The following is a 25,969-nucleotide window of genomic DNA, read 5'->3' on the forward strand; positions in this document are numbered from 1 at the left end:
AGAAGCGGCCAAGCCGCCGTCCGGAGATGCGCCTTCTTGAAACCTTTTCGCGACAGACGCCGCGACAGCCGACCGCCCGCAAAAGGCGGGGCGGAGCATGTCCGGCGGCGCGACGCCAGCCCAACCGCCGGTCCGGAGCCTAAACCGCAAGACCGGTCCGAGCCAAAAGCCGCGCCGCGCATGCTCTCGCGCCGCGATGGCGCGCTGCCCGCCGAACATCTGCCGCTGATCCTCGAAGTCGGCCCCAATCAGGACTACGCGCTGCTAGACAGTGGTGCCGGAGAAAAACTCGAGCAATACGGCCCCTACCGCATCGTTCGGCCGGAGGGCCAGGCGATCTGGCAAAAGGCATTGGCGGCCAGGGACTGGGAACGCGCCGACGCCATCTTCACCGGCGATACCGACGAGGAAGGCATCGGCCGCTGGCGCTTCCCCAAGACGCCGCTCGGCGAGACCTGGCCGATGAAGCATGACGGCATCGACTATCTCGGCCGCTTCACTTCGTTTCGCCATGTCGGCGTCTTTCCCGAGCAGGCCTCGCACTGGGACCACATGGCCGGACTGATCGCGGCGGCAAAACGGCCGGTGAAGGTGCTGAACCTGTTCGGTTACACCGGCCTTGCCTCCCTGGTGGCGGCGCATGCCGGCGCCGAGGTCACCCATGTCGATGCTTCCAAGAAGGCGATCGGCTGGGCACGCGAAAACCAGGAGATGGCGGGCCTATCGAAAAAGCCGATCCGCTGGATCGTCGACGATGCCGTGAAATTCGCCGAACGCGAGGAGCGCCGCGGCAGCCGCTACGACATCATCCTGTTCGACCCGCCCGCCTATGGCCGCGGACCGAAAGGCGAGGTCTGGCAGTTGTTCGAGGACCTGCCGGCGCTGACCGATATCTGCCGCGCGATCCTGACGCCGAAGCCGCTCGCCGTGGTACTGACCGCCTATTCGATCCGCGCCTCTTTTTTCGCGATCCATGCCCTGATGCGCGACACCTTCGCCGGCATGGGCGGCACGGTCGAGTCGGGCGAATTGATCATCCGCGAGAAATCTGCCGGTCGGGCGCTTTCGACCTCGCTGTTCTCGCGCTGGGTGGCCTGAATGAGTGCGTACGAACGGCACGCAGGCGCGCCAGGGCAGGTGAAGGAAGTCACCAGCCTCGCCAACCCGCTGATCAAGGACATCAAGGCGCTCGCGCTGAAGAAATTCCGTGACCAGCAGAATGCCTTCATGGCCGAAGGCCTGAAGCTGGTCATCGACGCGCTCGATCTCGGCTGGTCGATCAGGACATTGGTCTTCGCCAAGGCCGGACGTGGCAACGCGGCAGTCGAAAAGGTCGCGGCGCGCACGGTCGCCGCCGGCGGCACGGTACTTGAAGTCTCGGAAAAGGTGCTGGTCGCCATCACCCGCCGTGACAATCCGCAAATGGTCGTCGGCGTGTTCTCGCAGAAATTGCTGTCGCTGAAGGACATCCGCGTCGAGGACAGCGATGTCTGGGTAGCACTCGACCGCGTTCGCGACCCCGGCAATCTCGGCACCGTCATCCGCACGGTCGACGCTGTCGGCGCCAGGGGCGTCATCCTGGTCGGCGAGACCACCGATCCCTTTTCGGTCGAGACGGTGCGCGCCACAATGGGCTCGATCTTCGCCGTGCCCGTCGCCAAGGCGTCGCCCGAGGCTTTTCTCGCCTGGCGAACGAGCTTTCCCGGCCTCGTCGCCGGCACTCATCTGAAGGGTGCGGTCGACTACCGCTCGGTCGATTTTTCAAAAGGCCCGGTGCTTTTGGTGATGGGCAACGAGCAGCAAGGCCTGCCTGACGAGCTTGCCGCAAGCTGCGACAAGCTGCTGCGGATACCGCAGGCCGGCCGCGCCGATTCGCTCAACCTTGCGGTGGCCACCGGCGTCATGCTGTTCGAGATCCGGCGCGACGCGCTGAAGCTCGGCCCGGAGGACGCCAGATCGTGACATCTCAAACCGTGAAACTGCAAACCATGAAGTCCTGGAGGCCGTACGCTCTTCTGGTCGTCGCCGCGATAGCGCTCGACCAGTGGCTGAAATACCTGGTCGAAACCGGCCTCGCCTTTCAGGAACGGCTCGACCTGCTGCCGTTCCTGGCGCTGTACCGCACCTACAACACCGGCATCGCGTTCTCGCTGTTTTCGTCCTTCGGCGACACCGGCCTGGTGGTCGTCGCGGTTCTGGTGGTCGCTTTCGTGCTCTATCTTGCGGCCCGCACGCCGCCCGGCCACCTGCTTGCCCGCATCGGCTTCGCACTGATCGTTGGCGGCGCGCTCGGCAACCTGATCGATCGCGCAATCTACGGCCATGTCATCGACTATGTCCTGTTCCATACGCCGGTCTGGTCCTTCGCCGTCTTCAACCTCGCCGATGCCTTCATTTCCGTTGGTGCCGTGCTGGTCGTCTTCGATGAGCTCATTGGTTGGCGGCGCGGAATGTCGAGCGATTGACCTCACTCGCCTGGCGCCGCACATTCTGATCTGCAAGCCCGAGGAGAAAACATGCCCGAAACCTTCAAAGCCATCCTCGTTTCGCGCGACGCCGAGAAAAACCAGTCGGTCGCGGTGACCGAGCTTACAGAGGCAGACCTGATGGAGGGCGACGTCACCGTCGCGGTCGAGGCGACGACGGTGAACTACAAGGACGGCCTTGCAATTACCGGCAAGGCGCCGGTAATCCGCCGCTGGCCGCTGGTGCCGGGCATCGATTTCGCCGGCACAGTCATCTCGTCCTCCAATCCTGACTGGCGCAAGGGTGACAAGGTCATATTGAACGGCTGGGGCGTCGGCGAGACGCATTTCGGCGCCTTTGCCGGGCGCGCCCGTGTCAAAGGCGACTGGCTGGTGCCGCTGCCGGACGGAATGAGCCCGCACGATGCGATGGCGATCGGCACCGCCGGCTACACCGCCATGCTTTGCGTCATCGCGCTGGAGCGCCACGGCATCGTGCCCGATCGTGGTCCGGTGGTGGTGACCGGCGCTGCCGGTGGCGTCGGCTCGGTCGCGATCTCGATCCTGTCCAGCCTCGGCTATCACGTCATTGCCTCGACCGGCCGCGCTGCCGAAAGCCCCTATCTGATCGACCTCGGCGCCGCGGAAGTGATTTCACGCGACGAGCTTGCGCAGCCGGCAAAACCGCTCGCCAAGGAACGCTGGGCCGGCGGCGTCGATGCCGTCGGCAGCCACACGCTGGCCAACGTTCTGTCGATGACCTCCTATGGCGGCGCCGTCGCCGCTTGCGGCCTCGCCGGCGGCATGGACCTGCCGGCCAGCGTCGCCCCCTTCATCCTTCGCGGTGTCTCGCTGCTCGGCATCGATTCGGTGATGGCGCCCAAGGCGGTCCGCCTCGAGGCCTGGCGCCGCATCGGCACCGATCTCGATCACGCAAAGCTTGCCAGTCTGTCGACGAGCATCGGCTTCGACGGCATCATCGGCGCCGCGCATGACATCGTCGAGGGCAAGATCCGCGGCCGTGTGGTGGTGGACATGTGAGCCTCTTGGGGAAAAAGAGCGCGACCGCTAAAATTCGAACGATCAATCACAACCTTCGATAAGCTCTGTCTGGCAGGAGTTCCGTATGATTGCGGAACCCGGCATCAGAGCGGCGGAACCAGCCGAACGGGCCGACGGGACGGCCCCCGATACGCCAGCACGGCAGCTTGTCGCCGCGCCACCGCTGGCGCCGGAATTGCCCGACGCCAACCGCGAAGGCCTGTCCTTCCTGACGCTGGTCGCCATCGTCGTGCTGGCGGGCCTGTCGCATTTGACCGGAGCGCCGATCTTCATCACCATCGGCCTTTTGGCGACAGCCATGGCCGGGCTCGCCATGCATCTGCGCAACAGGCGCACCGAGCGCCGCGCAGTGGCCCTGCTCGATGCCACCACCGCCCGCAGCCGCGCCGAAATCGAGACGCTGGCCGACCGCATGTGGGAGATGCAGGAGAGCGAGGAGCGCTTTCGCGGTCTGATCGATGCACTCGGCGATCTCGTCGTCCACCGCGACCGCGACGGCCACATTGTCTACGCCAACAAGGTTTTCGCCGACCTTGTCGAAACCGACCAGCGCGAGCTTGCCGGCAAGGCCCTGGCCGAACTAGGCATCGATGTCGGCATCGTCCCCGACGCCGCCTTTTCCGACCATGAATGCCTGAGTTCCACCGACGTCGCCATTCGCACGCCGGACGGTCCACGCTGGTTCTCTTGGATCGAGCTGTCGGTGCGCGACAAGGACAGCGGCGCCGTTTCGCATCGCGCCATCGCCCGCGACATCACCGCCCGCAAGCGCGCCGAATCCTCGCTGATCACCGCCCGCGAGCGGGCCGAATATGCGAGCCAGGCCAAATCGCGTTTCCTCGCTACCGTCAGCCACGAGATCCGCACGCCGATGAACGGCATCATGGGCATGGCCCGGCTTCTCGCCGACACCAGCCTTTCGCCCGAGCAGCGGACCTATGTCGGCGCCATCTCGACCTCGGCCAGCGCGCTGCTGGCGCTAATCGAGGACCTGCTCGACTACTCCAAGATCGAGGCCGGCCGCTTCGATCCCGAACCGCAGCCGATGTCGGTGCGTGAGATCGCCGACAATGTCGTCGAGCTTTTGGCGGCGCGGGCTTTTGCCAAGGATATCGGCCTCGGCTGTCATGTCGAACCCGACGTGCCGCAGCTGATCACCGCCGACCCCGGCAGGGTCAGGCAGGTGCTGCTCAACCTCATCGGCAACGCCGTCAAGTTCACCGACAGCGGCGGCGTCCTGGCAAGCATCGCCCGCGTCCGCACCGAAATCACCGACCGCATCCGCTTCACCATCACCGACACCGGCCCCGGTCTGCGCGAGGAGGACATGGAGCGTATCTTCGAGGACTTTGAACAGGCTGACGGCACCTCGACCCGTGCGCATGGCGGTGCCGGCCTCGGTCTTGCCATTTCCAAGCGCCTGGTGACCGCCATGGGCGGCACCATCTCTGTGTCGAGCCGCCTTGGCCAGGGATCTGAATTCGTCTTCGAGATTCCCGCTATTTCCGCCGTCGAGGCGCCGCAGATCCGCGAGAACCCGCTGTCGGGCCGGCATGCGGTGATCGTGTCGAAGAACCCGGTCGAGGCCGAAGCCATCGCCCGCACCATTCGCGCCAATGGCGGCACGGTCGATCTGGCCACCGCCGCCGCCCAGGCCACCGCTTTCGCCGAGGGCTGTGACGTGCTGCTGATCGATGCTGCCATGGAGCAAAGCGACGGCAGGCTGCTCAGGCGCCTGCGCCAGAGCGGATTTGCCGAGTGCGAGGCAGTGACGCTGATCGCGCCGACCGACCGCGGCATGCTTGGCGAATTCCGTGCCAATGGTTACGCCACCTTCCTGGCGAGGCCGGTGCGCGGCGAGACACTGCTGCGCGTGCTTTTGACCAGCCACGCGCCGGTCATCGCCGAGCCGCAACTGCAAAGGCGCGGCGCGCAGGCGGGGCATGCCATTGGCGCCCGCCAGCAGGGCCTGTCGGTGCTGATCGCCGAGGACAACGACATCAATGCCATGCTGGCCCGCGCCACGCTGCTGAAGGCCGGGCATCGCGTGAAAGTGGTCGGCAACGGCAAGGCCGCGGTCGAGGCGGTCATCAGCACCGGCCACAAGCACCGCTACGACGTGGTGCTGATGGACTTGCACATGCCTGTCATGGACGGCCTGGACGCCATCGCCGCCATCCGCCGCCATGAGGAGGAGACCGCGGTGCCGCCGGTGCCGATCATGGTGCTGTCGGCCGACAGCCAGGAAAAGACCCGCCACGCCGTGCTCGCTCACGGTGCCAGCGGCTTCGTCACCAAGCCGCTCGACCCCGATGCCCTGGTTCATGCCGTCGAGGGGCAAGTGGCCGCCTGAGGCACAACATAGACGGTTGATAGATTACCCAGCCGACGAAGTATTGCCCGCAGAGCCGTATCACGGTACTGTCACAATCCTGTTGCACCTACACCGTATCCCCGTGCCAAGAGGGATGGCTCGAAGGAGAATCACTCGTGCATACAGTCATGCCGGAATGTGATGCTCGGCCGAACGCCAGCGGGCCTTTGCTCGTCGGCCGGAACGCCGATGCCGTCATAAAAGGCGCATCGCTCGGCCGCATCGGCAATCTCGAAGTGCGGCTCGCCCGCAACGAGGCCGAGATCGCTGCCGCGCAGGAAGTGCGCTACCGGGTGTTCTACGACGAGCTTGGTGCCAGGAAGGACCTGTTCCAGATGCAGGACCGCCGCGATGCCGATCGCTTCGATCCCCTCTGCGATCATCTGCTTGTGTTCGATACTTCGCTTTCCGGCCCCGAGCATCGCCGCATCGTCGGCACCTACCGCCTGCTGCGGCAGGAGATTGCCGCAGCGGCCGGCGGCTTCTATTCCGAAGGCGAATTCGAGCTGACCAAGCTGATCGCGCGGCATCCCGGCCAGCGGTTCCTCGAGCTCGGCCGCTCCTGCGTTCTGCCGGAATACCGCTCGAAGCGCACCATCGAGGCGCTGTGGCAAGGCATCTGGGCCTATATCAACCATTACGGCATCGGCGTGATGACCGGCTGCGCGTCGTTCCACGGCACCGTGCCGGCGGCACATGCCGAGGCGTTGACCTATCTTGCCCACCACTGCCGGACGAATTCATCCTGGGACGTGCGCGCCGTCGCCGGGCGCTATTGTTCCATGGACCTGATGCCGATCGAGGCCGTCAACACCAAGGCGGCGATCGCCGCGATGCCGCCGCTGGTCAAGGGCTATCTGCGCGTCGGCGCGCGCATCGGCGACGGCTGCGTCATCGACCGTGAATTCTCGACCGTCGACGTGTTCGTGGTGATGCCGGTCAAGGAGATCGGTGCCCGCTACGTCAATTATTATGGCGGAGAAGCGCAGCGGTTTGCGGCCTGAGTAGGGGAGAGAAGGCAACGGCCGGAGTAGGCAAGTGCTCTGCTCTATTTTACCCGACGTAGCGGTATTCCCTACTCCCGTACTGCCTATTCCCCTACTCTCCTAACTTACGCATCCTTCTCAGCTTGCTCATTCACCGGCCCCGGCTCCACCGGCGCTTCGCTCGCCACATGCTTGGGGCCGCCCTTGGCGACGCCGACCATGGCCGGCCGCAGCACACGCTCGCCGATCGAATAGCCGGGCTGCACGACCTGCACGACTGTGTTGGCCGGTACGTCGGGATTGGGCACCTCGAACATCGCCTGGTGGAAATTCGGATCGAATTTCTCGCCCTCGGGCTCAAGCTTCTTCACGCCGTGACGTTCAAGCGCCGACAGCATGGCGCGCTCGGTGATCTCGACGCCGTCGATCAGCGCCTTGAAACCGGCATCGTCCGAAGCCTTGGCCTCCTCCGGGATGGCATCCAGAGCGCGGCGCAGATTGTCTGACACCGAAAGCATGTCGCGGGCAAAGTTGGCAACCGCATAGGCGCGCGCATCGTGCACGTCGCGGGCGGTGCGGCGGCGCAAATTCTCCATGTCGGCCGCGACGCGCAGCGCGCGATCCTTCAGCTCTTCGTTTTCCTTCAGAAGCCGCACAAGCGCTTCATAGTCGCTGTCGACGCCGCCTTCCCTTGGCTCCGCGGCAGCCTCGGTCTTCTCGGCTTCATCGGGCGCGCGTTCGTCTTTTGCCTGGTCGCTCATCGCCGTTTCCCGTCATTTTCGAATGGTGTGGATTTGCGCCCGATATCGAGGTTTGGCGGCCAAAAATCAAGGGGCAAGCGATACTGCAGCCGCTGGCCACGGCTTGAGGGCGAACAGCGGAGACTTTTCGATTTTAATTCAAACTTTACCGTATCCGACGGCTTTGCTTGCCAGGCTACTACAATGCGGGAACCATTCCTCCTGTGGAAGAGTTTCGAAGCCGACACAGGATTTTGGAAGATGTCCCGCACCAATGGCGAAAAGCACGACGCGCTCGCCGTCGATATCCGGCGCCAGCTCGGCAATGAGACCACCAAGCGCTTCCTGCGCACCCTGCCGGCATTCCGCACGGAGACGGATATTCCCGACCGCCTGAAGAAATTGCTCGACCGCCTGGATGGCATCGAAACCAACATGGTCGCAGGCGGGCGCCGTCGGTAGGCGCCGTTGCCGGCGACGCGCCCGGCGACTGTGGCCGGGATTCGTCGCATCGCGCGACATTTACCCGCAGTAACTTTGCGTGATCTCCGTCTTGCGGCAGCGCCCTGCTCCGCCTATGTTTCATGATGAACATGATTTCCCCCGAAGCTGTGGCAAACAGCAAGCGCGCCTGGTTGAAAATCCTGTCGCGCTATAAAAAGCCCGACAGGCGTCGCAGCGCCGTCGAACTCGCCATCACCCTCATCCCTTTCGCCACGCTGTGGGCATTGTCCTCGGCCGCCTATGCCTATGGCCATTGGTGGGGTCTGGTCCTCATCCTTCCGGCCGCCGGCTTTCTGGTGCGGATCTTCATGATCCAGCACGATTGCGGTCACGGCTCCTTCTTTGCCAATCGCTATGCCGACGACTGGATCGGCCGTGTGCTTGGCGTGCTAACGCTGACGCCCTACGATTGCTGGCGCCGCGCCCACGCAACCCATCACGCCAGCGCAGGCAATCTCGACGAGCGCGGCACCGGCGACATCAAGACACTGACCGTCGCTGAATACCGGCAACTGTCGTGGCGAGGCCGGCTCGCCTATCGCCTCTATCGCCATCCGCTGGTGATGTTCGGCCTTGGCCCGATATGGATTTTCATGTTCGAGCAGAGACTGCCCTTGGGCATGATGCGGGGCGGTTTCACCCCCTGGGTGTCGTCGATGTCGACCAACCTCGCCATCGCCGTCATCGCCGCGCTGCTTATCTGGTTCGTTGGCCCCGGCGCGTTTCTGGTCGTGCATCTGCCGATCGTCATCCTCGCCGGATCGGCCGGCATCTGGCTGTTCTATGTCCAGCATCAGTTCGAGGAGACGGAGTGGACAAAGGACTCAGAGTGGGAATTCCAGCACGCTGCCCTGCACGGTTCGTCCTATTACGACCTGCCGCCGGTGCTGAACTGGATCACCGGCAATATCGGCGTCCACCACGTGCACCACCTTTCGGCCAAGGTGCCGTGCTACCGGCTTCCGGAAGTGCTGAGGGACTATCCGGAATTGCGTGAGATCGGCCGCGTCACGCTCCTCGACAGCCTGCGCTGCGTCAAGCTGGCGCTGTGGGACGAGACCCGCAGCAAGCTGGTATCGTTCCGCGAAGCGCGGATGGCCGTGTAGGCGCACCGCCGCACCTAAGGCGCGTCGCGCTCGACCAGCCTCATGCGACGCGCTCTTTATCGCAAAACCGCTGAACACACTTTTGCGCGACATGCGTTAGGGGTGCGGCAGGCTCCAAATTCCGAGCTTAAGCCGCCTGGCGTTGGTCGCGCATCAGGATCTCGCCTTGGCGGATCTCGGTGGCCAGCACTTTCAGGCATTCGCGCATGAACGCGGCAAGGCCCGGCCAGCCCTTGGCCGACACCAGATTGCCGTCGACATGGGCGCCGGTCGGCGCAACATCGATATAGATGCCGCCGGCCAGCGTGACTTCCGGCTCGCAATATTGCAGTGCCGCGACTTCGCGGCCGCGCACCACGCCGTCGACTGCGATCAGGATCTGCACGCCGTGGCAGATGGTGAAGATCGGCTTTCCCGTCTCATGGAAATGCCGCACCAGCGCCTGCACGCGTTTGTCGATGCGGATATATTCCGGCCCGCGCCCGCCCGCCGCGTGGACGGCATCGTAGTCGGCGGGATTGACCTCGGAAAACGTCTTGTTGAGGATGTAGTCGTGGCCGAGCTTTTCCGTATAGGTCTGGTGGCCCTCGAAGTCGTGCAGCGAGGTCTTCAGGATATCGCCCGCCTTCTTGTCGGGGCAAACGACATGGACGGTGTGGCCGACCGCATGCATGGCCTGTTCAAAGACGAAAATCTCGTACTCCTCGCTGAACTCGCCAACGAGCATCAATATCTTCTTGCCAGCCATATCCTCCCTTGTGGCCACATTTATTCGGATCACGAAATAATGGGCCTATCCTAAGGCGGAGAGGCGCAAAAAGGCTGAATCGGGAATGTGGTCCGACCAGACAGGCTTCTGGCCCTCTGGAGCAGATCAGCCGGGGCGCACCCGCCGCCAGGAATATTTCGGGCCTTTGGGCTCCGGCTTCACCGCCGGCTGATAGAACAGCGGCAGTCCGCCTGTGCGGCCTTGCTCGAGCCGCTTCAGCAGCACCGGGTGCGAGATCTCGAATTCGTCGAAGCCGAGGCGCAGCATATGCGGCAGCTGGTCGATAAGCACCTGCCCGGTGGCGCGCATGGCGCCGGTGAAGTGGTAACGGCTGCGCAGCAATTCGCCCTTGGAGAACGAGCGGCCGTCATTGAACGCCGGAAAGGCCAGCGCCACCAACGACAGCTGGTCGAGCAGGCCGGCGATCTTGTCGAGCTGGTCGCCGGGCTGCAGCAGCACGCCGATGCGTTCCTTCGCCGACCGCCGCACCTCCGGATCGAGGCCGAGAAACGCCTGCAACGGCAGGATGAAACGGCCATTGCCGACCAGCGCCTCGGCGCTTTCGGCATGAACCCACTCGTCCTCGCGGAACCCATCCGGTGTCCACAGCCGCGTGCCGTTTTCGGCTATCAAGTCGCTCATCAAGAAAATTCCCAAGTCCAAAGAGTCTAAAGTGCGAAGCACCTCAGGGTGCGTTGAGATTCAGGTCAGGCCGAGCCGGAGCCGAAGGCGGGCGCGAAGCGACCAAACTGCGTTGCTTCCGAAAACCGGAGCGGAGCGTACTCTTTGGTACGCGAGCACCGGAAGCGCAGGAAGCCGCCATTTGCAGGCCGGCTGAATATCAATATGCCCTAAAGTGAGGCGTCAGTCAGCGACCTTTCCAAACCCGACAAGTGGATGCCGCATTCGGTCTTGGCGTGCCCGGCCCAGCGGCCGCTGCGCGCGTCGTCGCCCGGTTGCACCGGCTGCGTGCATGGGAAGCAGCCGATCGACAGATAGCCATAGGCGACCAGCGGGTTTTCACGCAGCGCATGCGCGCGCATGTAGCCGGCCTGGTCCGATGTCGTCCAGTGCGCCAGCGGATTTATGCGGATGCGCGAGCCGACCGCCTCGAACACCGGGAGCGCTGCCCGGGTCGCCGCCTGGAAGCGCTTGCGGCCGGTGAACCAGGCGCGGAACGGCTCGACGCCGCGCGCCAGCGGCTCGACCTTGCGCACGTCGCAGCAGGCGTCGGTGTCGGTCTCGTTCAGATTGCCGGTCGGGTCGATCCTTGCCAGCGCCGCATCGTCGGGCCTGATCACCCGGATATCGGTCAGCCCGAAATCGGCGGCCAGCGCGTCACGATAGCCGAGCGTCTCCTCGAAATGCTTGCCGGTGTCGAGAAAGATCACCGGCAGCGTGCGGTCGATCTCGGCGATCATGTGCAGCAGCACCGCCGAATCCGCGCCGAAGGACGAGACGGCGGCGATTTCGCCGTGAAAGAATTCCCGGGTTGACCGCTCGATGATCTCCAGCGGCTTCAGATGGCCGTAGAGCGCGTCGAGACCCGCCGCTTGGGCGGCGATGCCGGCCTCGACGTCGACAATACGGTCAAGCGGCCTTGGCTTCGCCAGCATAGAGCGCCTCCTTGAACGGCGCAGGACCGACACGGCGGTAGGCGTCGATGAATCTTTCGTTTCTGTCCAGCCGAAGCCCGAGATAGGTCTCGACGATCTGCTCGATGGCATCGGTGATCTCTTCCGAACTGAAGCCGCGGCCGATGATCTCGCCGACCGAGGTGTTCTCGTCGGCCGAGCCGCCGAGCGTCACCTGGTAGAGCTCGGCGCCTTTCTTCTCGACCCCGAGGATGCCGATATGGCCGACATGGTGATGGCCGCATGCATTGATGCAGCCGGAAATCTTCAGCTTCAATTCGCCGATCTCGCGCTGGCGCTCCAGTGAGGCGAAGCGCCGCGAGATTTCCTGCGCCACGGGAATCGAGCGCGCCGTCGCCAGCGCGCAATAATCGAGGCCGGGGCAGGAGATGATGTCGCTGATCAGGTTCGAATTGGCCGTCGCCAGCCCGATATCGACAAGCGCGTCATAGACCGCCTTGAGGTCGGCCCGCGCGACATGCGGCAGGATCAGGTTCTGCTCGTGGCTGACGCGCAGCTCGTCGAATGAATATTTTTCGGCAATGTCGGCGACCGCTTCCATCTGGCTGTCGGAGGCATCGCCCGGCGTCTCGCCGATGCCCTTGAGCGAGATGGTCACCGCCGCGTAGTCGGGATGGCGATGGGTGACCACATTCTGGTCCAGCCATTCGGAAAAGCTCTTGGAGTCGAGGCGGGCAAGCTTGACCGCCTCGTCGCCTTCCGGCCGATCGACAAGCGGAGGCGGCGCGAAATAGGCGTCGATGGCGCGGATGTCTTCTTCCGGCAGCCTCAGCTCGGCGTCCTTCAACGCCTGCCATTCGGCCTCGACCTGGCGGGTGATCTCCTCGACGCCGGTCTCATGGACCAGGATCTTGATGCGCGCCTTGAACTTGTTGTCGCGCCGGCCATAGAGGTTGTAAACGCGCAGGATCGCCGTGCAGTAGGACAACAGATCCGCTTCGGGCAGGAAGTCGCGGATCTTCTTGGCGACCATCGGCGTGCGGCCCTGACCGCCGCCGACATAGACGGCGAAACCGAGCTCGCCGGCGGCGTTCTTCTTCAGGTGCAGGCCGATGTCGTGCGTCTGAATGGCGGCGCGGTCGCGCTCGGCGCCGGTCACCGCGATCTTGAATTTTCGCGGCAGGAACGAGAACTCCGGATGCACCGAGGACCATTGCCGCAGGATTTCGGCATAGGGGCGCGGATCGGCAACCTCGTCAGCGGCGGCGCCGGCGAAGTGGTCGGCGGTGACGTTGCGAATGCAGTTGCCGCTGGTCTGGATGGCGTGCATCTCGACGCTTGCCAGATCCGCCAGGATCGCCGGAATGTCCGACAGCGCCGGCCAGTTGAACTGGATGTTCTGGCGCGTCGTGAAATGGCCGTAACCCTTGTCGTATTTGCGGGCGATGTGGCCGAGCATGCGCAGCTGCTTGCTGTTCAGCGTGCCATAGGGCACCGCGATGCGCAGCATGTAGGCATGCAGCTGCAGATAGACGCCGTTCATCAGCCGCAGCGGCCGGAACTGGTCCTCGGTGATCTCGCCGGCAAGGCGCCGCGCGACCTGGTCGCTGAACTCGGCGACGCGGGCCTTGACGAAATCGTGGTCGAACTCATCGTAACGGTACATATTCAGGTCTTTCCGGGCGCGTCCGCCCGTTATTTTCTTCGTTCGAGCATGATCGGGACCATGCTTGTGTCATCTATGCCGCGTGGGCGGCTTGCGGACGGGCCTGCTTGCCCAGATCGTGACGGGTGGTCGGGCCGGCGGCACGGATCTTTTCACGCAGCCGGACCGCTTCGACCGTGCCGTTGGCCACGGTCACGTCTATCAGGTTGACGTCGACCACTTCGTTGTTGGCGGAGGCCTTGGCGCCGATCGCCTCCAGCCGGTCCTCGGCCGCCTTGTCATGGGCGATGTCGGCATGGTCGATGGTCTCGGCCCAGCCGCCATTGGCGTACCAGACGGCTATGCCGTCGGCGAGGCGGTTCGCGGTCAGGACTTTCATTGGTTCACTCCTTGCGCGGCAGCACGGGCCACGCTTTCCTGCCTGTGTGCCGCCAGCGGCTCGGACCGTTCGAAATTGGCGCCGGCGACGGCGTCGCCGATGATTGTCATCACCGGGCCGCTGAGGTCGGCGCGCGCCTCCAGCGACGGCAGGTCGGCGAGCGTGCCGTGGAAACGGCGGCGGTTGGCAAGGCTGGCATTCTCGACCACGGCGACGGCGGTATCCGGCGACAGGCCGGCTTCGATCAGCCGGCCGGCGACCTCGGCGGCGACCGAGCGCCCCATATAGACGGCGACCGTCGCGCCGGAAATGGCGAGCTTTGCCCAGTCGGGCAGCGAATTTCCCTTGAGGTCGTGGCCGGTGGTGAACACCATCGACGACGACACGCCGCGCAGCGTCAGCGGCAGTTCGAAATCGGCGGCGGCGGCGAAGGCCGCGGTGACGCCCGGAACCACTTCGTAGGCGACGCCGGCATCGCGAAGTGCCGCCATCTCCTCGCCGGCCCGGCCGAACACCAGCGGGTCGCCGGACTTCAGCCGCACGACGCGCTTGCCGGCGTGGCCAAGCTCGACCAGCAGCGCATTGATTTCGGCCTGGCTCTTGGAATGGCAGCCCTTGCGCTTGCCGACCGGCAGGCGCTCGGCATCGCGGCGGCCCATGGCGACGATCGCCTCCGGCACCAGCGCGTCATGGACGATCACGTCGGCTTCCATCAGCAGGCGATGGGCGCGCAGCGTCAAAAGGTCCTCGGCGCCGGGACCGGCACCTACAAGCGCGATATGGCCCGATGCCGGTTCTGTCGAAAGCAGCAGGCCGACGGCCGCATCATGCGCCTGCGAAAGCTCGCCTGCCTCGACAGCTCGGGCCGGCGCGCCGCCAAAGAAATCGCTCCAGAAGCGGCGGCGGGCATTGCCCTTCGGCAGCAGTCTTTCGGCGGTGTCGCGAAACGAAGCGGCGAGCGCCGCGAGCGGCCCGAGCGAGGGCGCCAGCATGCGGTCGATGCGGCTGCGCAGCATCTGCGCCAGCACCGGGCCGGCACCTTCCGTGCCGATGGCAATGGCGACCGGCGCGCGGTTGACCAGTGCCGGCGTGAAGAAATCGCATAGCTCCGGCCGGTCGACGGCATTGACCGGAATGCCCAGCCGGCGCGCATCCCCGGCAACGCGGCGATCGAGCGCCTCGTCGCCGCTGGCGGCAAACACCATCACCGCACCATTGAGATGTGCCGCATCATAGGCGTCGGCGATGTGGGCGGCCCCCGTCTCGGCGATAAAGGCCAGCAGCTCCGGGCTTGTTTCATCGCTGACGATGCGCAGCTCAGCGCTCGACTGCGCGAGCAGCCGCGCCTTGGCCAGCGCTTCCTCTGCGCCGCCGACGATGGCTACGGCTTCGCCCTCGACCCGCATGAAGACGGGAAAGGCATTGAGCTTGGGCGTGGCTTGCGGCATGACGAGCGGAATCCTGGAACCTTTTGTCAGTTCTACGCGGGGGCGCGAAAAACCAGAAGGCACCCACTCGCGCATCGCTTCGTAGCAGGCAATCTCTTTTCTGCAAGCATGAAGGCCAAGAGAAAAATATTCCACATTCAAATGCGGAGCAGATTGAAGCTGCTGTTGCAGCCCTTGATCCGCTGCCTTTTTAGCGGCCGGAGGAGCTAACCACAAACCAGATTTTTCTAAATTCTATCAATTTAGTAGATTAAGCCGCCGGATGCTGACCGAGCGATCGACGGCAGCCCGCGCTCTCGCCGACCCTGTCGGAGCACCGGGTCCGAGTGCCGGAACATTCCCGCCTCGGTACGCGTTTGCCCTATGGACCCGGGCCGGTCACACCCCTGCGGCAAAGGCCCGGCGGTGGGTTCGAAAATCAAAAAGGAGCGCCCCATGAGCAACGTCAGACTGAAACGCGGACTGTGGATCGTGGTGGCAGATGGCGAAAAGGCGCTGTTCCTCGAGAACCGTGGAGACGTCCAATATCCCGACCTTCAAGTCGTGCACGAGATGGAACAGGAAAATCCGGCAACCCGAGAACAAGGCACGGACCGCCCCGGCCGCTACAGCGACGGCCCTTCAATCCACCGCAGTGCGGTCGAGGACACCGACTGGCACCGTCTCGGCAAGGAGCGTTTTGCCGAAGAGATTGCCGACAGGCTCTACAAGCTCGCCCATCGCGGCACATTCAAGGAGATCGTGCTGATCGCGCCGCCGCCGGTGCTGGGCGACATGCGCAGGAAACTGCACAAGGAGGTCACCGACAAGTTAACGGCCGAAATTCCAAAGACGCTGACCAACCACAGCATATCCGATATCGAGAGCCTGCTGCAGGCGAGCTGATCGGGCATCGGCGGCGTGCAATTTCCTTATTAATCCCAGGCTGGAGCAGGTCCTCCCGTCAAGGATGGGGAGAGGGGGTCGCCAGCGCTGGGGATCCCCCTTCTCCCCGTTCTTCACGGGGAGAAGGTCCCGGCAGGGAATGAGGGGCAGCGCCGACGATTGACAAAACTCAGCCGCTCAAACGTGCTGGCCGCCGTTGATGTGAATTTCCGAGCCGGTCACGTAGGACGCCTGCTGCGAGCACAGGAAGAAAATGATGTCGGCAACTTCCGCCGTGGTGCCCAGCCGCCTCAGCGGGATCGTCTCGACGATTTTTTCCGTGCCCGGCGACAGGATCGCCGTATCGATCTCGCCCGGCGCAATCGCATTGACGCGGATGCCGTGCGGGCCGAAATCATGCGCCATTTCGCGCGTCAGCGAGCCGAGCGCCGCCTTCGATGTCGCATAGGCGGTGCCGGCGAAAGGATGCACGCGGGTGCCGGCGATCGAGGTGACGTTGACGATCGAGCCCTTGGCCGAAGCCAGCTCCTTGAACAGACCGCGCGCCAGCATGATCGGGGCGAAGAAATTCACCTGGAAGACGTCGCGCCAGACATGCATCGGCGTGTCGATCGAGTTCATGCGGCTGTTGCCGTCCTTGAGCTTCGGCGAGATGCCGGCATTGTTGACCAGCGCATGCAGCTGGCCGCCATGTGCTTCCAGGCGGTGGCGAATCTCGGAGATGGCGATGCCGACATCCTCCTGGTCGGCGAGATCGACCTTGATATGGTCTTCCGGGCCGGCCGGCCACGGGCAGTCCTCGGCAAAGGCCTGGCGCGAGCAGGTGATGACGCGCCAGCCTTCGCGTGAAAAGCGCTTGACCGTGGCATGGCCGATGCCGCGGCTGGCGCCGGTCAGCACGATCGTCTTTCTGGTGTCGAGTTCAGCCATGTCGCTTGTCTCCAGGCGGACATGTAGCGGAACACGGTCGCGGTTGCGAGGGGGATCAGCCTCAGCCGCCCGTCAGAATATCCAATATCGAGGTCTGCCGCTTCTTGACCGGGCCGCCGACGTCGCCGGGCGGCACCGGGTGCTTGATCGATCCGGTGGCGCTGTCGACGCCCGGCATGGCCAGGCCGCCGGCATCGACCGTCTCGGCAGGACGCACGGGACGCGAAACCGGCTGGGTCGCTGCTGTAGATGGCGCCGATTGGCCGACGGAAGCGACCGGCCCCGGCGGCGCCGTGTCGGACGGTATGTCGTCCGGGACGATGGTGTCGGGTGGCGTCGATTTCCAGGTTCCAGGCAGCGGCCGCACCGGCACGCCCTCATGCGCGGCGACCATGAACTCGTGCCAGGCCTGCGCCGGCAGCGCGCCGCCGGTGACCTTTTTCATCGCGCTGCCGTCATCATTGCCGAACCAGACGCCGGTGGTCAAATTGGCTGTATAGCCGATGAACCAGGCGTCGCGCGAATTCTGGCTGGTGCCGGTCTTGCCGGCCGCCGGCCAGGCGAACGCCGCCTTCCTGGCAGTGCCGATCTCGACCGTGCCGGTCATCATCGAGTTCATCATACCGACGACATCGGGCTTGACGACGCGCGGCGCACCGCCGCCATTGTTTTCGTAGAGCACCTTGCCGTCACTCGTCGTGACCCGGCGGATGAAATGGATGTCCGGCTTGTAACCGCCATTGGCGAAGGGAACATAGGCCGAGGTCAGTTCCAGCGGCGTCACTTCGGAGGTGCCCAGCGCGATCGAGGTGTTGGCCGTCAGCTCGGACTGGATGCCCATGCGGTGCGCCGCCTCGACCACCGCATTCGGCCCGACTTCCATGGTTAGCTGCGCGGCCACCGAGTTCAGTGATTTTGCCAGCGCCGTCGCCAACGTCACCTTGCCAAAATATTTGCCGCCGTAATTGTCGGGCGTCCAGTTGCCGATCTTGATCGGCGCGTCGTTGCGCACGCTGTCGGGCGTGCGGCCGGATTCCAGCGCCGCCATATAGACGAACGGCTTGAACGCCGAGCCCGGCTGCCGGCGCGCTTCCGAGGCGCGGTCGAACTGGCTGGTCGAATAGTCGTAACCGCCGACCATCGCGCGCACCGCGCCGGAATTGTCGATCGACACCAGCGCGCCTTGGCTGACATTGAGTTTTTTGCCGCTCTGGTCGATCAGCCGGCGGATCGATTGCTCGGCGAGCTTCTGCAGCGTCAGATCGACGGTCGTGTCGACGACGATATCGCGGCGCACGTCGCCGATCAGATCGGGCAGTTCTTCCATGATCGTATCGGCGACGTAGTTTTCCGAGCCGGTCCAGTAGGACGGCGCGCGTGTCGCCGGCGCGCTCATTGCCGTGGTCTGCTCCTTGGCGCTGATCTTGCCCTCGTCGCGCATCGCGGCGAGCACCAGCTGCGCGCGCTGCTCGGCCGCCTTTGGATCGCGCGCCGGCGACAGCCGCGACGGCGCCTTGAGCAGGCCGGCGAGAAGGGCGGCCTCCGACAGCGTGACGTCACGCGCGCTCTTACCGAAATAGCGGCGCGAGGCCGCTTCGACGCCATAGGCGCCGGAGCCGAAATAGACCCGGTTGAGATACATTTCGAGAATCTGGTCCTTCGTATGCTTGTGCTCCAGCCACAGCGCCAAGAGCACTTCCTGCACCTTGCGTTCCAGCGTGCGGTCCGGCGTCAGGAACAGGTTCTTGGCCAGCTGCTGGGTCAGCGTCGAGCCGCCCTGCGAAAAATGCCCGCCCAGCACATTGGTCACCATGGCCCGGGAAAGGCCGATCGGGTCGATGCCGAAATGCGAATAGAAGCGGCGGTCTTCGATAGCGATGACGGCCTCGGGAATATAGGGCGACATTTCGTGCAGGCCGACGGCCTCGCCGCCGCTCATGCCGCGATTGCCAAGCAGCTGGCCGTCGACCGAGACGATCTTGATGTTGGGGGCGCGATCGGGAATGGCCCAGGTGGTGGCCGCCGGCATTTTCGCGCCGTAATAGACGACGATGCCGGCAGTGGCGATGCCGCCCCAGATGGCCAGCACGAAGCACCAGTAGAACAGCCGGCCAAGCACGCCGAACACGCCGCGCCGGCTTTTGCCGCGCCCGCCACGAGACGGCTTGGCCTTGGTCGATTTGCGCTTTGCAGCGGCTTTACGGTTGCTCGGCACGACGCGGTCCTCCTCGCTCACCGAAAAACCGGCCGAGGATCTCGCCCCCGGCGATGCCTCGAAGCTGGGCTCGATGCGGTTGTCTTTCCGGTTCGCCATGCGCTGTGCTGTCTTCCCGATGCTTATGGCGTTGGGGTTGAAGACTAGATGCGGCGATTTAAGGGCGGGTTAAGTCGGGAAAAATCGAAGTAAAGTGTATTCAACCGTTTGCGGAGCAGGCGCGGCCCGCGACAGCGCCAAAGCCGGAAATGAAAAAACCCGCCTCGGCGGGCGGATTGTTGGAGCCAATGAGCACCATAGCGACATTAGTAGCATAGTTGCCGGCACAAAGCAAGAACAAAATACGCGTTGCCGCACAATAGTCGTTCGGTTGCGCTGCCCCTCACCCTTACCCTCTCCTCGTGAAAGACGGTGCGAGGGGAGATCGCCGGCGTTGCGGCCAAGCCCCTTCTCGCCGTTCTCACGGGGAGAAGGTCCCGGCAGGGGTTGAGGGGCAGCGCCGAGTTCGACCGTTGCGACAACCCTCAGTCGTCCGCGTCCGGGTCGTCGGAGGCCGGCCGCCAGCTGATTGGCTCGATCTTCCTTTGCGTATGGCCGTCCGTATAGGCCCACCAGCCGGCATCGCTTTCGTCCCAGTCGCCGCCGGCCGCCTTCAGCCGGTCGAGCGAACGGTATTGCGCGATGCTCTCGTTCATCACGCCGTCGCTGTCCTGCCAGTAGACCGTGATCTTGGAACCGTCCTTGGGTGCCGTCTCGATTGGTTTTCGCGCAGCCATTTCAATTCCTCCCGGCCGACGGCGTTAAAGTGCCAGAAGGCCATTAGCTGTGGGCGAAGATGTCCTCTTCATCCCAGCCCATCAGGTCGAGTTTCGCACGCGTCGGCAGGAAGCGGAAGCAGGCATCGGCCTCCCTGGTCCGGTTGTCGCGTGCCAGACGCGCGCTCAGTACGTCGCGCAGCCGGTGCAGGTAGAGCACGTCGGAGGCGGCATATTCGAGCTGCTCAGGCGACAGCGTCTCGGCTGCCCAGTCGGATGATTGCTGCGCCTTCGACAGGCCGACCCCGAGAAGCTCGAAGCAGATGTCCTTCAACCCGTGCCGGTCGGTGTAGGTGCGCGTCAGCCGCGACGCGATTTTGGTGCAGAACACCGGCTCCGGCATGACGCCGAAGGCGTTGTAGAGCACGGCGAGATCGAAGCGGCCGTAATGAAAAAGCTTGGTGATGCTGCGGTTCTTGAGCAGGCTGACGAGGTTCGGCGCCTTCTTCTGGCCGGGCGCAATCTGGATGACGTCGGCCGAGCCGTCACCCGGCGAGATCTGCACGACGCAGAGCCGGTCGCGATGCGGGTTCAGCCCTAGCGTCTCGGTGTCGATGGCGACCGCCCCGACATCGTAATGCAGCAGGCCGGGCAGATCGTTTTTGTGGAAACGTATGTCGCTCATCGTCTTCTCCGGTCGCGGCCCCGTGCAGCGATGCGCGACGGACCGTGCCCGTCCTTGCCGCGATCCGGCGAAAAATCAACAAAAACTTGAGTCTGGCGCAATTTCAGCGTGTCAGCGCCTCGAGAATGCGCGCCCAGGAGCGCTGGCCCTTGTGGAAGGAGCTCATCTCGTACTTCTCGTTCGGCGAGTGGATGCGGTCGTCGTCGAGGCCGAAACCGACCAGCAGCGATTCCATACCGAGATAGGTCTGGAAATCGCCGACCACCGGGATCGAGCCGCCGCCGCCGGTTATTACCGCCGGCTTCGGCCATTCGTCGGACAGCGCCTGCTTGGCCTTGGCCAGGAAGGGCGAGTCGTAGGAAAGCTGGATTGCCGGCGAGCCGCCATGCGGATGAAATTCGACCGAGCAGTCCGCTGGCACGCGCTGCCTGGCAAATGCCTGGAAGGCGGCGCGGATTTTTTCCGGATCCTGTTTGTGGACCAGGCGGAAGGAGACTTTTGCCGAGGATTGCGCGGCGATCACCGTCTTGAAGCCCTTGCCGGTATAGCCGCCGATAATGCCGTTGAACTCGGCCGTCGGTCGCGCCCAGGTGAGCTCGAGCACCGAGCGGCCCTTTTCGCCGGACGGAATCGACAGGCCAATCGGGCCGAGGAAGGTCTCGGCCGTCTCGCCGAGCGACAGCCACGACTGCAATATCTGCGACGGCGTTTCCTCGACGCCGTCATAAAAACCTGGAATGGTGACGTGACCATCGGCATCGTGGATGTCGGCCAGGATCTTTGCCAGGATGCGGATCGGATTGGCGGCCGCACCGCCATAGAGCCCGGAATGCAGGTCGCGGTCGGCGGCAGTCACCGTGATCTCCTCGCCGACCAGCCCGCGCAGCGAGACGCAGATCGACGGCGTATCGCGGTCCCACATGCCGGTGTCGCAGACGAGCGCGAAATCGGCCTTGAGCTCGTCCGCATTCGCCTCGAGAAACGGCTTCAGCGACGGCGATCCGGACTCCTCCTCGCCCTCGAACAGGATTGTGATTCGGCACGGCAATCCGCCATGCACCTGCTTCCACGCGCGGCAGGCCTCGACGAAGGTCATCAGCTGGCCCTTGTCGTCGGCCGCGCCGCGGCCGGTGATCACCTTGTGGCCGGGCTCGATCTCCTTAACCGCCGGCGCGAACGGGTCGCTTTCCCACAGCTCGATCGGATCGACCGGCTGGACGTCGTAATGGCCATAAAACAGCAGATGCGGCGCGCCCGCCGGCCCATCGTGATGCGCGACCACCATCGGATGCCCCGGCGTGTCGCGCAAGCTGGCGTCGAAGCCGATCAGCTTGAGCTCGGCGACCAGCCATTCGGCGGCCTTGCGGCAGTCGGCGGCGTAGTCCGGATCGGTGGAGATTGACTTGATGGCGAGCAGGCCGAACAGGCGTTCCAGGCTCTGGTCAAAGTTCTTGTCTAGGCGGTCGAGAACAGGGGAAACTGCGGACATCTGGCGGGCCTTTCGATTCTGGCGGCAAATCTAGAGTCCATGCGGCGAAACGGAAAGCCCGCGACCGTTGGGCCACAGCTTCCTGTCCAACGGCAAAAAAATGCCGCCGTGGTGGAGGGGAACCACGGCGGCCTTTACTCGAAACGATGCGGCAGCCCGGAGAGGGGGGATAGGCTGCCGCAAGTGTCCGGGATAGGCGGGGGACGGGCCTTGCTCCGGACTTCGGCGAAAACTGCCGATGCGTTTTATCTGTGTCTGCGAACGTGGCGATTCAAGGGCACAAAAATTACACTTTTGTAACATAGGCGTGAGCGAACAAAGCTGCGGCCAAGCGCCAGGGCCGGCCAAGCTCGCACGCCATTTGTCAGGGTGTTGCCGGAACCCTTGGCGCAAGCCGCCTTTGGCATGGACCGCGGCGCTGCGCCGCGCTATCCCTCGTGGCATGAAAAAAGGCGATCATCTCTTCCTTGTCGACGGCTCCGGCTACATCTTCCGTGCCTATCACGCGCTGCCGCCGCTGTCCCGCAAGTCCGACGGGCTGCCAACCAGTGCCGTGCTCGGCTTCTGCAACATGGTCTGGAAGCTGACGCAGGACGCCCGCAACACCGATGTCGGCATCGTGCCGACGCATTTCGCCGTGATTTTCGACTATTCGTCGAAGACCTTCCGCAACGACCTCTACCCCGAATACAAGGCCAACCGCTCGGCGCCGCCGGAAGATTTGATCCCGCAATTCGGCCTGATCCGCCAGGCGACCAGGGCATTCAACCTGCCATGCCTCGAGACGGAAGGCTACGAGGCCGACGATTTGATCGCCACCTATTGCCGGCTTGCCTGCGAAGCCGGCGCCGACACCACCATCATCTCCTCCGACAAGGACCTGATGCAGCTGGTCGGCCCAACGGTTGCCATGTACGACCCGATGAAGGACCGCCAGATCGGCGTTTCCGAGGTGATCGAGAAATGGGGCGTGCCGCCGGAGAAGATGATCGACCTGCAGGCGCTGACCGGCGATTCGGTCGACAATGTGCCGGGCGTGCCCGGCATCGGGCCGAAGACGGCGGCGCAATTGCTCGAACAGTTCGGCGACCTCGACACGCTGCTCGCCCGCGCCGGCGAGATCAAGCAGGACAAGCGGCGCGAATCGATCATCGCCAATGCCGACAAGGCGCGCATTTCGCGTGACCTGGTGAGGCTGAAGAACGACGTGCCGGTGACCGAAGGGCTTGACGAGTTCGTGTTGCATGCGCCGGACGGCCCCAGGCTGATCGGCTTTCTCAAGACCATGGAATTCTCGACGCTGACCCGCCGCGTGGCCGAAGCGACCGGAACCGACGCGGGCGATGTTCCAGCCACTCCCGTCACCATAGAGCGTGCCGATACCGCGCATGGCCCCGATATGGGTTTTGGCCTGCCCGCGGTCGCCGAGAGCGCGCCGCCGCCGGACGAAGCGGCACTCGAAGCCCCGACCGCAGCCAAGCAAGGCGACACCCCATCCCTGCTTTCGGCGCTTCGCCTGGAGGCTGCCACCGCCCGCAAGATCGACACCAGCGCCTACGCCTGCATCCGCGACGCCGCGACGCTGAAGGTCTGGATCGCCGAGGCGATGGAGAGAGGCATCGTCGCCTTCGACGTTAAGGCCTCCTCGCCCGATCCGATGCGGGCCGAACTGATCGGCCTTGCCATGGCCGTCGCGCCTGGCCATGCCGCTTATGTGCCGCTTGCCCATAAGAACGGCAATGGCGACCTGCTCGGCGGCGGCGCGGTCGAAAACCAGATCCCGGTCCGCGACGCGCTGGCGTTGCTCAAGCCGCTGCTCGAGGACAAGTCCGTCCTCAAGATCGTGCACGACATGAAATACCGCCTTGTCGTGATGAGCCGTCACGGCATCGAGGTCGGCCCTTATGACGACACCATGCTGATCTCCTACGTGCTCGAGGCCGGCACCCACGGTGGCCACGGCCTGGAGGCGCTGGCCGATAAATGGCTCGGCCACGCGACCATTCCGCTGAAGGAACTGGCCGGCTCGGGAAGAAGCTTCGTCGGCCTCGATCAGGCCGACCTCGACAAGGCGACGGCTTACGGCGCCGAGCACGCCGACGTCGCGCTCAGGCTCTGGCAGGTGCTGAAGCCACGGCTTGCCGCCAAGGGCCTGGTCTCGGTCTATGAACGGCTGGAACGGCCGCTGGTGCCGGTCTTGGCGCGGATGGAACAGCGCGGCATCTCCGTCGACCGGCAGATCCTGTCGCGGCTCTCCGGCGAACTGGCACAGGGTGCCGCACGGCTTGAGGACGAAATCTACCAGCTGGTCGGCGAACGCATCAACATCGGCTCGCCAAAACAGCTCGGCGACATCCTGTTCGGCAGGATGGGCCTGCCCGGCGGTTCCAAAACCAAGACCGGCCAGTGGTCGACCTCGGCGCAGCTTCTCGAAGACCTCGCCGCCGAAGGCCATGAATTGCCGCGCAAGATCGTCGACTGGCGCCAGCTGACCAAGCTGAAATCGACCTATACCGACGCGCTGCCCGGCTTCATCCATCCCGACACCAAGCGCGTCCACACCTCCTACGCGCTTGCCGCGACGACGACCGGGCGGCTTTCGTCCTCGGATCCCAATCTGCAGAACATTCCGGTGCGCACCGTCGAGGGTCGAAAGATCAGGACGGCTTTCATTGCCGACAAGGGCAACAAGCTGGTTTCCGCCGACTACAGCCAGATCGAGCTGCGCGTGCTCGCCCACGTCGCCGAAATCCCGCAGCTCAAGCAGGCCTTCGCCGACGGCGCCGACATCCACGCCATCACCGCGTCTGAAATGTTCAACGTGCCGGTCGAGGGCATGCCTTCGGAAGTGCGCCGCCGTGCCAAGGCGATCAATTTCGGCATCATCTACGGCATTTCCGCTTTTGGCCTCGCCAACCAGCTGTCGATCGCGCGCGAGGAAGCCGGCGACTACATCAAGAAATATTTCGAGCGTTTCCCCGGCATCCGCGACTATATCGATGCGACCAAGGCCTATGCCCGCGAGCACGGCTATGTCGAAACCATTTTCGGCCGCCGCATCCACTATCCGGAAATCAGATCGTCAAATCCTTCGGTCCGTGCCTTCAACGAGCGCGCCTCGATCAACGCCCGCCTGCAGGGCACCGCCGCCGACATCATCCGCCGCGCCATGATCCGCATGGACGATGCCCTGGAAAAAGCCAAGCTTTCCGCCCGCATGCTGCTGCAGGTGCATGACGAGCTGGTCTTCGAGACCGTCGAAGCCGAGGTCGAGGCGACGATCCCGGTCGTCTGCCACGTCATGGAGAACGCCGCCATGCCGGCGGTGTCGATGTCGGTGCCGCTGCACGTCGACGCCCGCGCCGCCGACAACTGGGAAGAGGCGCATTAGCGTGCGGACGTCCGCGGCCGACCAATTGTAATCTGTAGCGATCTTTCGCGCCCCCTCTGTCCTGCCGACATCAAAAGGTCGCCACCGCTATGTTGCGGCCTAACCGGCCTTCAAGCCGCTTCAGCCAAACACTTCGCACAAGTCCCACGAAACTCGATCACCGCCTTCTTGGCGGCGAAGCCGGTCGAGCGCACCCATTCGTCGAGCCGGTGGCCGACATCGTGGTCGGAGAACTCGGTCACCTGGCCGCAGCTGTCGCAGATGGCAAACGCCGTCATCGAATGGCTGTGGTCGTGCGGCTCGGCACAGGCGACGAAGGAATTGAGGCTTTCGAGCCTGTGCACGAAGCCGGACTTCACCAGCGTGTCGAGCGCCCGATAGACCTGCAGCGGCGCGCGAAAACCGCGCTCGCGCAATTGGTCGAGCAACGTATAGGCGCTGAGCGGCCCGCTGGCGGCCTCGAGTTTCTCGAGAACGCAAAGCTGGTTCTTCGTCAGTACATCCCTTGCCGCCATGATCCCGTTC

At 64.3% G+C, this 25,969-nt stretch carries 23 protein-coding genes; 10 read left to right on the top strand and 13 right to left on the bottom strand.

What is annotated here, in order from left to right; translation table 11 throughout:
- Nucleotides 1-36 precede the first annotated feature (36 nt).
- The 6 genes from NKJ84_RS11930 to olsB all read left to right on the top strand — a co-directional run bounded on the left by NKJ84_RS11930 (nucleotide 37) and on the right by olsB (nucleotide 6,905).
- Complete coding sequence (locus tag NKJ84_RS11930) at nucleotides 37-1,098, top strand: RsmD family RNA methyltransferase (protein ID WP_352506609.1); 1,062 nt, start codon at nucleotides 37-39, stop codon at nucleotides 1,096-1,098.
- Nucleotides 1,099-1,962 (top strand): TrmH family RNA methyltransferase, encoded by an 864-nt coding sequence (locus NKJ84_RS11935; protein ID WP_352476400.1) that lies wholly within the window; start codon nucleotides 1,099-1,101, stop codon nucleotides 1,960-1,962.
- A 26-nt stretch (nucleotides 1,963-1,988) separates the two neighbouring features.
- A complete protein-coding gene (gene lspA, locus NKJ84_RS11940) occupies nucleotides 1,989-2,465 on the top strand; it encodes a signal peptidase II (RefSeq protein WP_352506692.1) in 477 nt (158 codons plus the stop codon).
- A gap of 51 nt (nucleotides 2,466-2,516) precedes the next feature.
- On the top strand, nucleotides 2,517-3,506 hold the full coding sequence (gene acuI / locus NKJ84_RS11945; protein ID WP_352506610.1) for an acrylyl-CoA reductase (NADPH): 990 nt from the start codon (nucleotides 2,517-2,519) through the stop codon (nucleotides 3,504-3,506).
- Between the two features lie 85 nt (nucleotides 3,507-3,591).
- Nucleotides 3,592-5,880 carry a hybrid sensor histidine kinase/response regulator gene (locus tag NKJ84_RS11950; RefSeq protein WP_352506611.1) on the top strand — a complete coding sequence of 763 codons (2,289 nt, stop codon included), beginning with the start codon at nucleotides 3,592-3,594 and terminating at the stop codon, nucleotides 5,878-5,880.
- 149 nt (nucleotides 5,881-6,029) lie between these two features.
- Nucleotides 6,030-6,905, top strand: coding sequence for a l-ornithine N(alpha)-acyltransferase (olsB, locus tag NKJ84_RS11955; RefSeq protein WP_023675251.1), 876 nt, complete (start codon nucleotides 6,030-6,032; stop codon nucleotides 6,903-6,905).
- Between the two features lie 107 nt (nucleotides 6,906-7,012).
- Here olsB and grpE read toward each other — a convergent pair whose 3' ends face one another.
- Nucleotides 7,013-7,648 carry a nucleotide exchange factor GrpE gene (gene grpE, locus NKJ84_RS11960; RefSeq protein ID WP_352506612.1) on the bottom strand — a complete coding sequence of 212 codons (636 nt, stop codon included), beginning with the start codon at nucleotides 7,646-7,648 and terminating at the stop codon, nucleotides 7,013-7,015.
- Nucleotides 7,649-7,888: 240 nt separating this feature from the next.
- On the opposite strand from grpE, the gene NKJ84_RS11965 reads away from it, so the two are divergent.
- Together NKJ84_RS11965 and NKJ84_RS11970 are read left to right on the top strand one after the other, a co-directional pair.
- Nucleotides 7,889-8,089, top strand: coding sequence for a hypothetical protein (locus NKJ84_RS11965; protein WP_254816803.1), 201 nt, complete (start codon nucleotides 7,889-7,891; stop codon nucleotides 8,087-8,089).
- Between the two features lie 125 nt (nucleotides 8,090-8,214).
- Nucleotides 8,215-9,237 carry a fatty acid desaturase gene (locus NKJ84_RS11970; RefSeq protein WP_254816802.1) on the top strand — a complete coding sequence of 341 codons (1,023 nt, stop codon included), beginning with the start codon at nucleotides 8,215-8,217 and terminating at the stop codon, nucleotides 9,235-9,237.
- Nucleotides 9,238-9,364: 127 nt separating this feature from the next.
- Here the strand turns inward: NKJ84_RS11970 and NKJ84_RS11975 are convergent, their stop codons facing one another.
- The 6 genes from NKJ84_RS11975 to cysG form a co-directional block, all read right to left on the bottom strand.
- Nucleotides 9,365-9,985 (bottom strand): DJ-1/PfpI family protein, encoded by a 621-nt coding sequence (locus NKJ84_RS11975; protein ID WP_352506613.1) that lies wholly within the window; start codon nucleotides 9,983-9,985, stop codon nucleotides 9,365-9,367.
- A gap of 126 nt (nucleotides 9,986-10,111) precedes the next feature.
- A complete protein-coding gene (locus NKJ84_RS11980) occupies nucleotides 10,112-10,648 on the bottom strand; it encodes a DUF934 domain-containing protein (protein WP_254816801.1) in 537 nt (178 codons plus the stop codon).
- 209 nt (nucleotides 10,649-10,857) lie between these two features.
- Complete coding sequence (locus NKJ84_RS11985; protein WP_352506614.1) at nucleotides 10,858-11,622, bottom strand: phosphoadenylyl-sulfate reductase; 765 nt, start codon at nucleotides 11,620-11,622, stop codon at nucleotides 10,858-10,860.
- Entirely contained in the window at nucleotides 11,597-13,267 is a 1,671-nt protein-coding gene (locus NKJ84_RS11990; RefSeq protein ID WP_352506615.1) for a nitrite/sulfite reductase, read from the bottom strand. Before NKJ84_RS11990 ends, NKJ84_RS11985 begins: the two co-directional genes overlap by 26 nt.
- Before the next feature lie 73 nt (nucleotides 13,268-13,340).
- Nucleotides 13,341-13,646 carry a DUF2849 domain-containing protein gene (locus NKJ84_RS11995; RefSeq protein ID WP_352506616.1) on the bottom strand — a complete coding sequence of 102 codons (306 nt, stop codon included), beginning with the start codon at nucleotides 13,644-13,646 and terminating at the stop codon, nucleotides 13,341-13,343.
- Nucleotides 13,643-15,094, bottom strand: coding sequence for a siroheme synthase CysG (cysG, locus tag NKJ84_RS12000; RefSeq protein WP_352506617.1), 1,452 nt, complete (start codon nucleotides 15,092-15,094; stop codon nucleotides 13,643-13,645). Before cysG ends, NKJ84_RS11995 begins: the two co-directional genes overlap by 4 nt.
- A 435-nt stretch (nucleotides 15,095-15,529) precedes the next feature.
- On the opposite strand from cysG, the gene NKJ84_RS12005 reads away from it, so the two are divergent.
- Entirely contained in the window at nucleotides 15,530-15,979 is a 450-nt protein-coding gene (locus tag NKJ84_RS12005) for a baeRF12 domain-containing protein (RefSeq protein WP_352506618.1), read from the top strand.
- Between the two features lie 177 nt (nucleotides 15,980-16,156).
- Here NKJ84_RS12005 and NKJ84_RS12010 read toward each other — a convergent pair whose 3' ends face one another.
- From NKJ84_RS12010 to NKJ84_RS12030, 5 genes are all read right to left on the bottom strand, one after another.
- Nucleotides 16,157-16,909, bottom strand: coding sequence for an SDR family NAD(P)-dependent oxidoreductase (locus NKJ84_RS12010; protein WP_254816795.1), 753 nt, complete (start codon nucleotides 16,907-16,909; stop codon nucleotides 16,157-16,159).
- Between the two features lie 61 nt (nucleotides 16,910-16,970).
- Nucleotides 16,971-19,223: a transglycosylase domain-containing protein gene (locus NKJ84_RS12015; protein ID WP_352506619.1), complete on the bottom strand. Its 2,253-nt coding sequence runs from the start codon at nucleotides 19,221-19,223 to the stop codon at nucleotides 16,971-16,973.
- Nucleotides 19,224-19,648: 425 nt separating this feature from the next.
- On the bottom strand, nucleotides 19,649-19,900 hold the full coding sequence (locus NKJ84_RS12020) for a hypothetical protein (RefSeq protein ID WP_352468327.1): 252 nt from the start codon (nucleotides 19,898-19,900) through the stop codon (nucleotides 19,649-19,651).
- 43 nt (nucleotides 19,901-19,943) lie between these two features.
- A complete protein-coding gene (locus NKJ84_RS12025; RefSeq protein ID WP_023675237.1) occupies nucleotides 19,944-20,564 on the bottom strand; it encodes a ribonuclease D in 621 nt (206 codons plus the stop codon).
- Nucleotides 20,565-20,667: 103 nt separating this feature from the next.
- Complete coding sequence (locus NKJ84_RS12030) at nucleotides 20,668-22,053, bottom strand: M20/M25/M40 family metallo-hydrolase (RefSeq protein WP_352506620.1); 1,386 nt, start codon at nucleotides 22,051-22,053, stop codon at nucleotides 20,668-20,670.
- Nucleotides 22,054-22,495: 442 nt separating this feature from the next.
- Here NKJ84_RS12030 and polA point away from each other — a divergent pair, with 442 nt between their 5' ends.
- Nucleotides 22,496-25,444 (top strand): DNA polymerase I, encoded by a 2,949-nt coding sequence (polA, locus tag NKJ84_RS12035; protein WP_352506621.1) that lies wholly within the window; start codon nucleotides 22,496-22,498, stop codon nucleotides 25,442-25,444.
- A gap of 110 nt (nucleotides 25,445-25,554) precedes the next feature.
- On the opposite strand, the gene NKJ84_RS12040 is transcribed toward polA, so the two are convergent.
- On the bottom strand, nucleotides 25,555-25,959 hold the full coding sequence (locus NKJ84_RS12040; RefSeq protein ID WP_023721937.1) for a Fur family transcriptional regulator: 405 nt from the start codon (nucleotides 25,957-25,959) through the stop codon (nucleotides 25,555-25,557).
- Nucleotides 25,960-25,969: the final 10 nt, after the last annotated feature.

The sequence above is a fragment of the Mesorhizobium sp. M0048 genome (assembly GCF_040323405.1).
Taxonomy (GTDB): Bacteria; Pseudomonadota; Alphaproteobacteria; order Rhizobiales; family Rhizobiaceae; genus Mesorhizobium.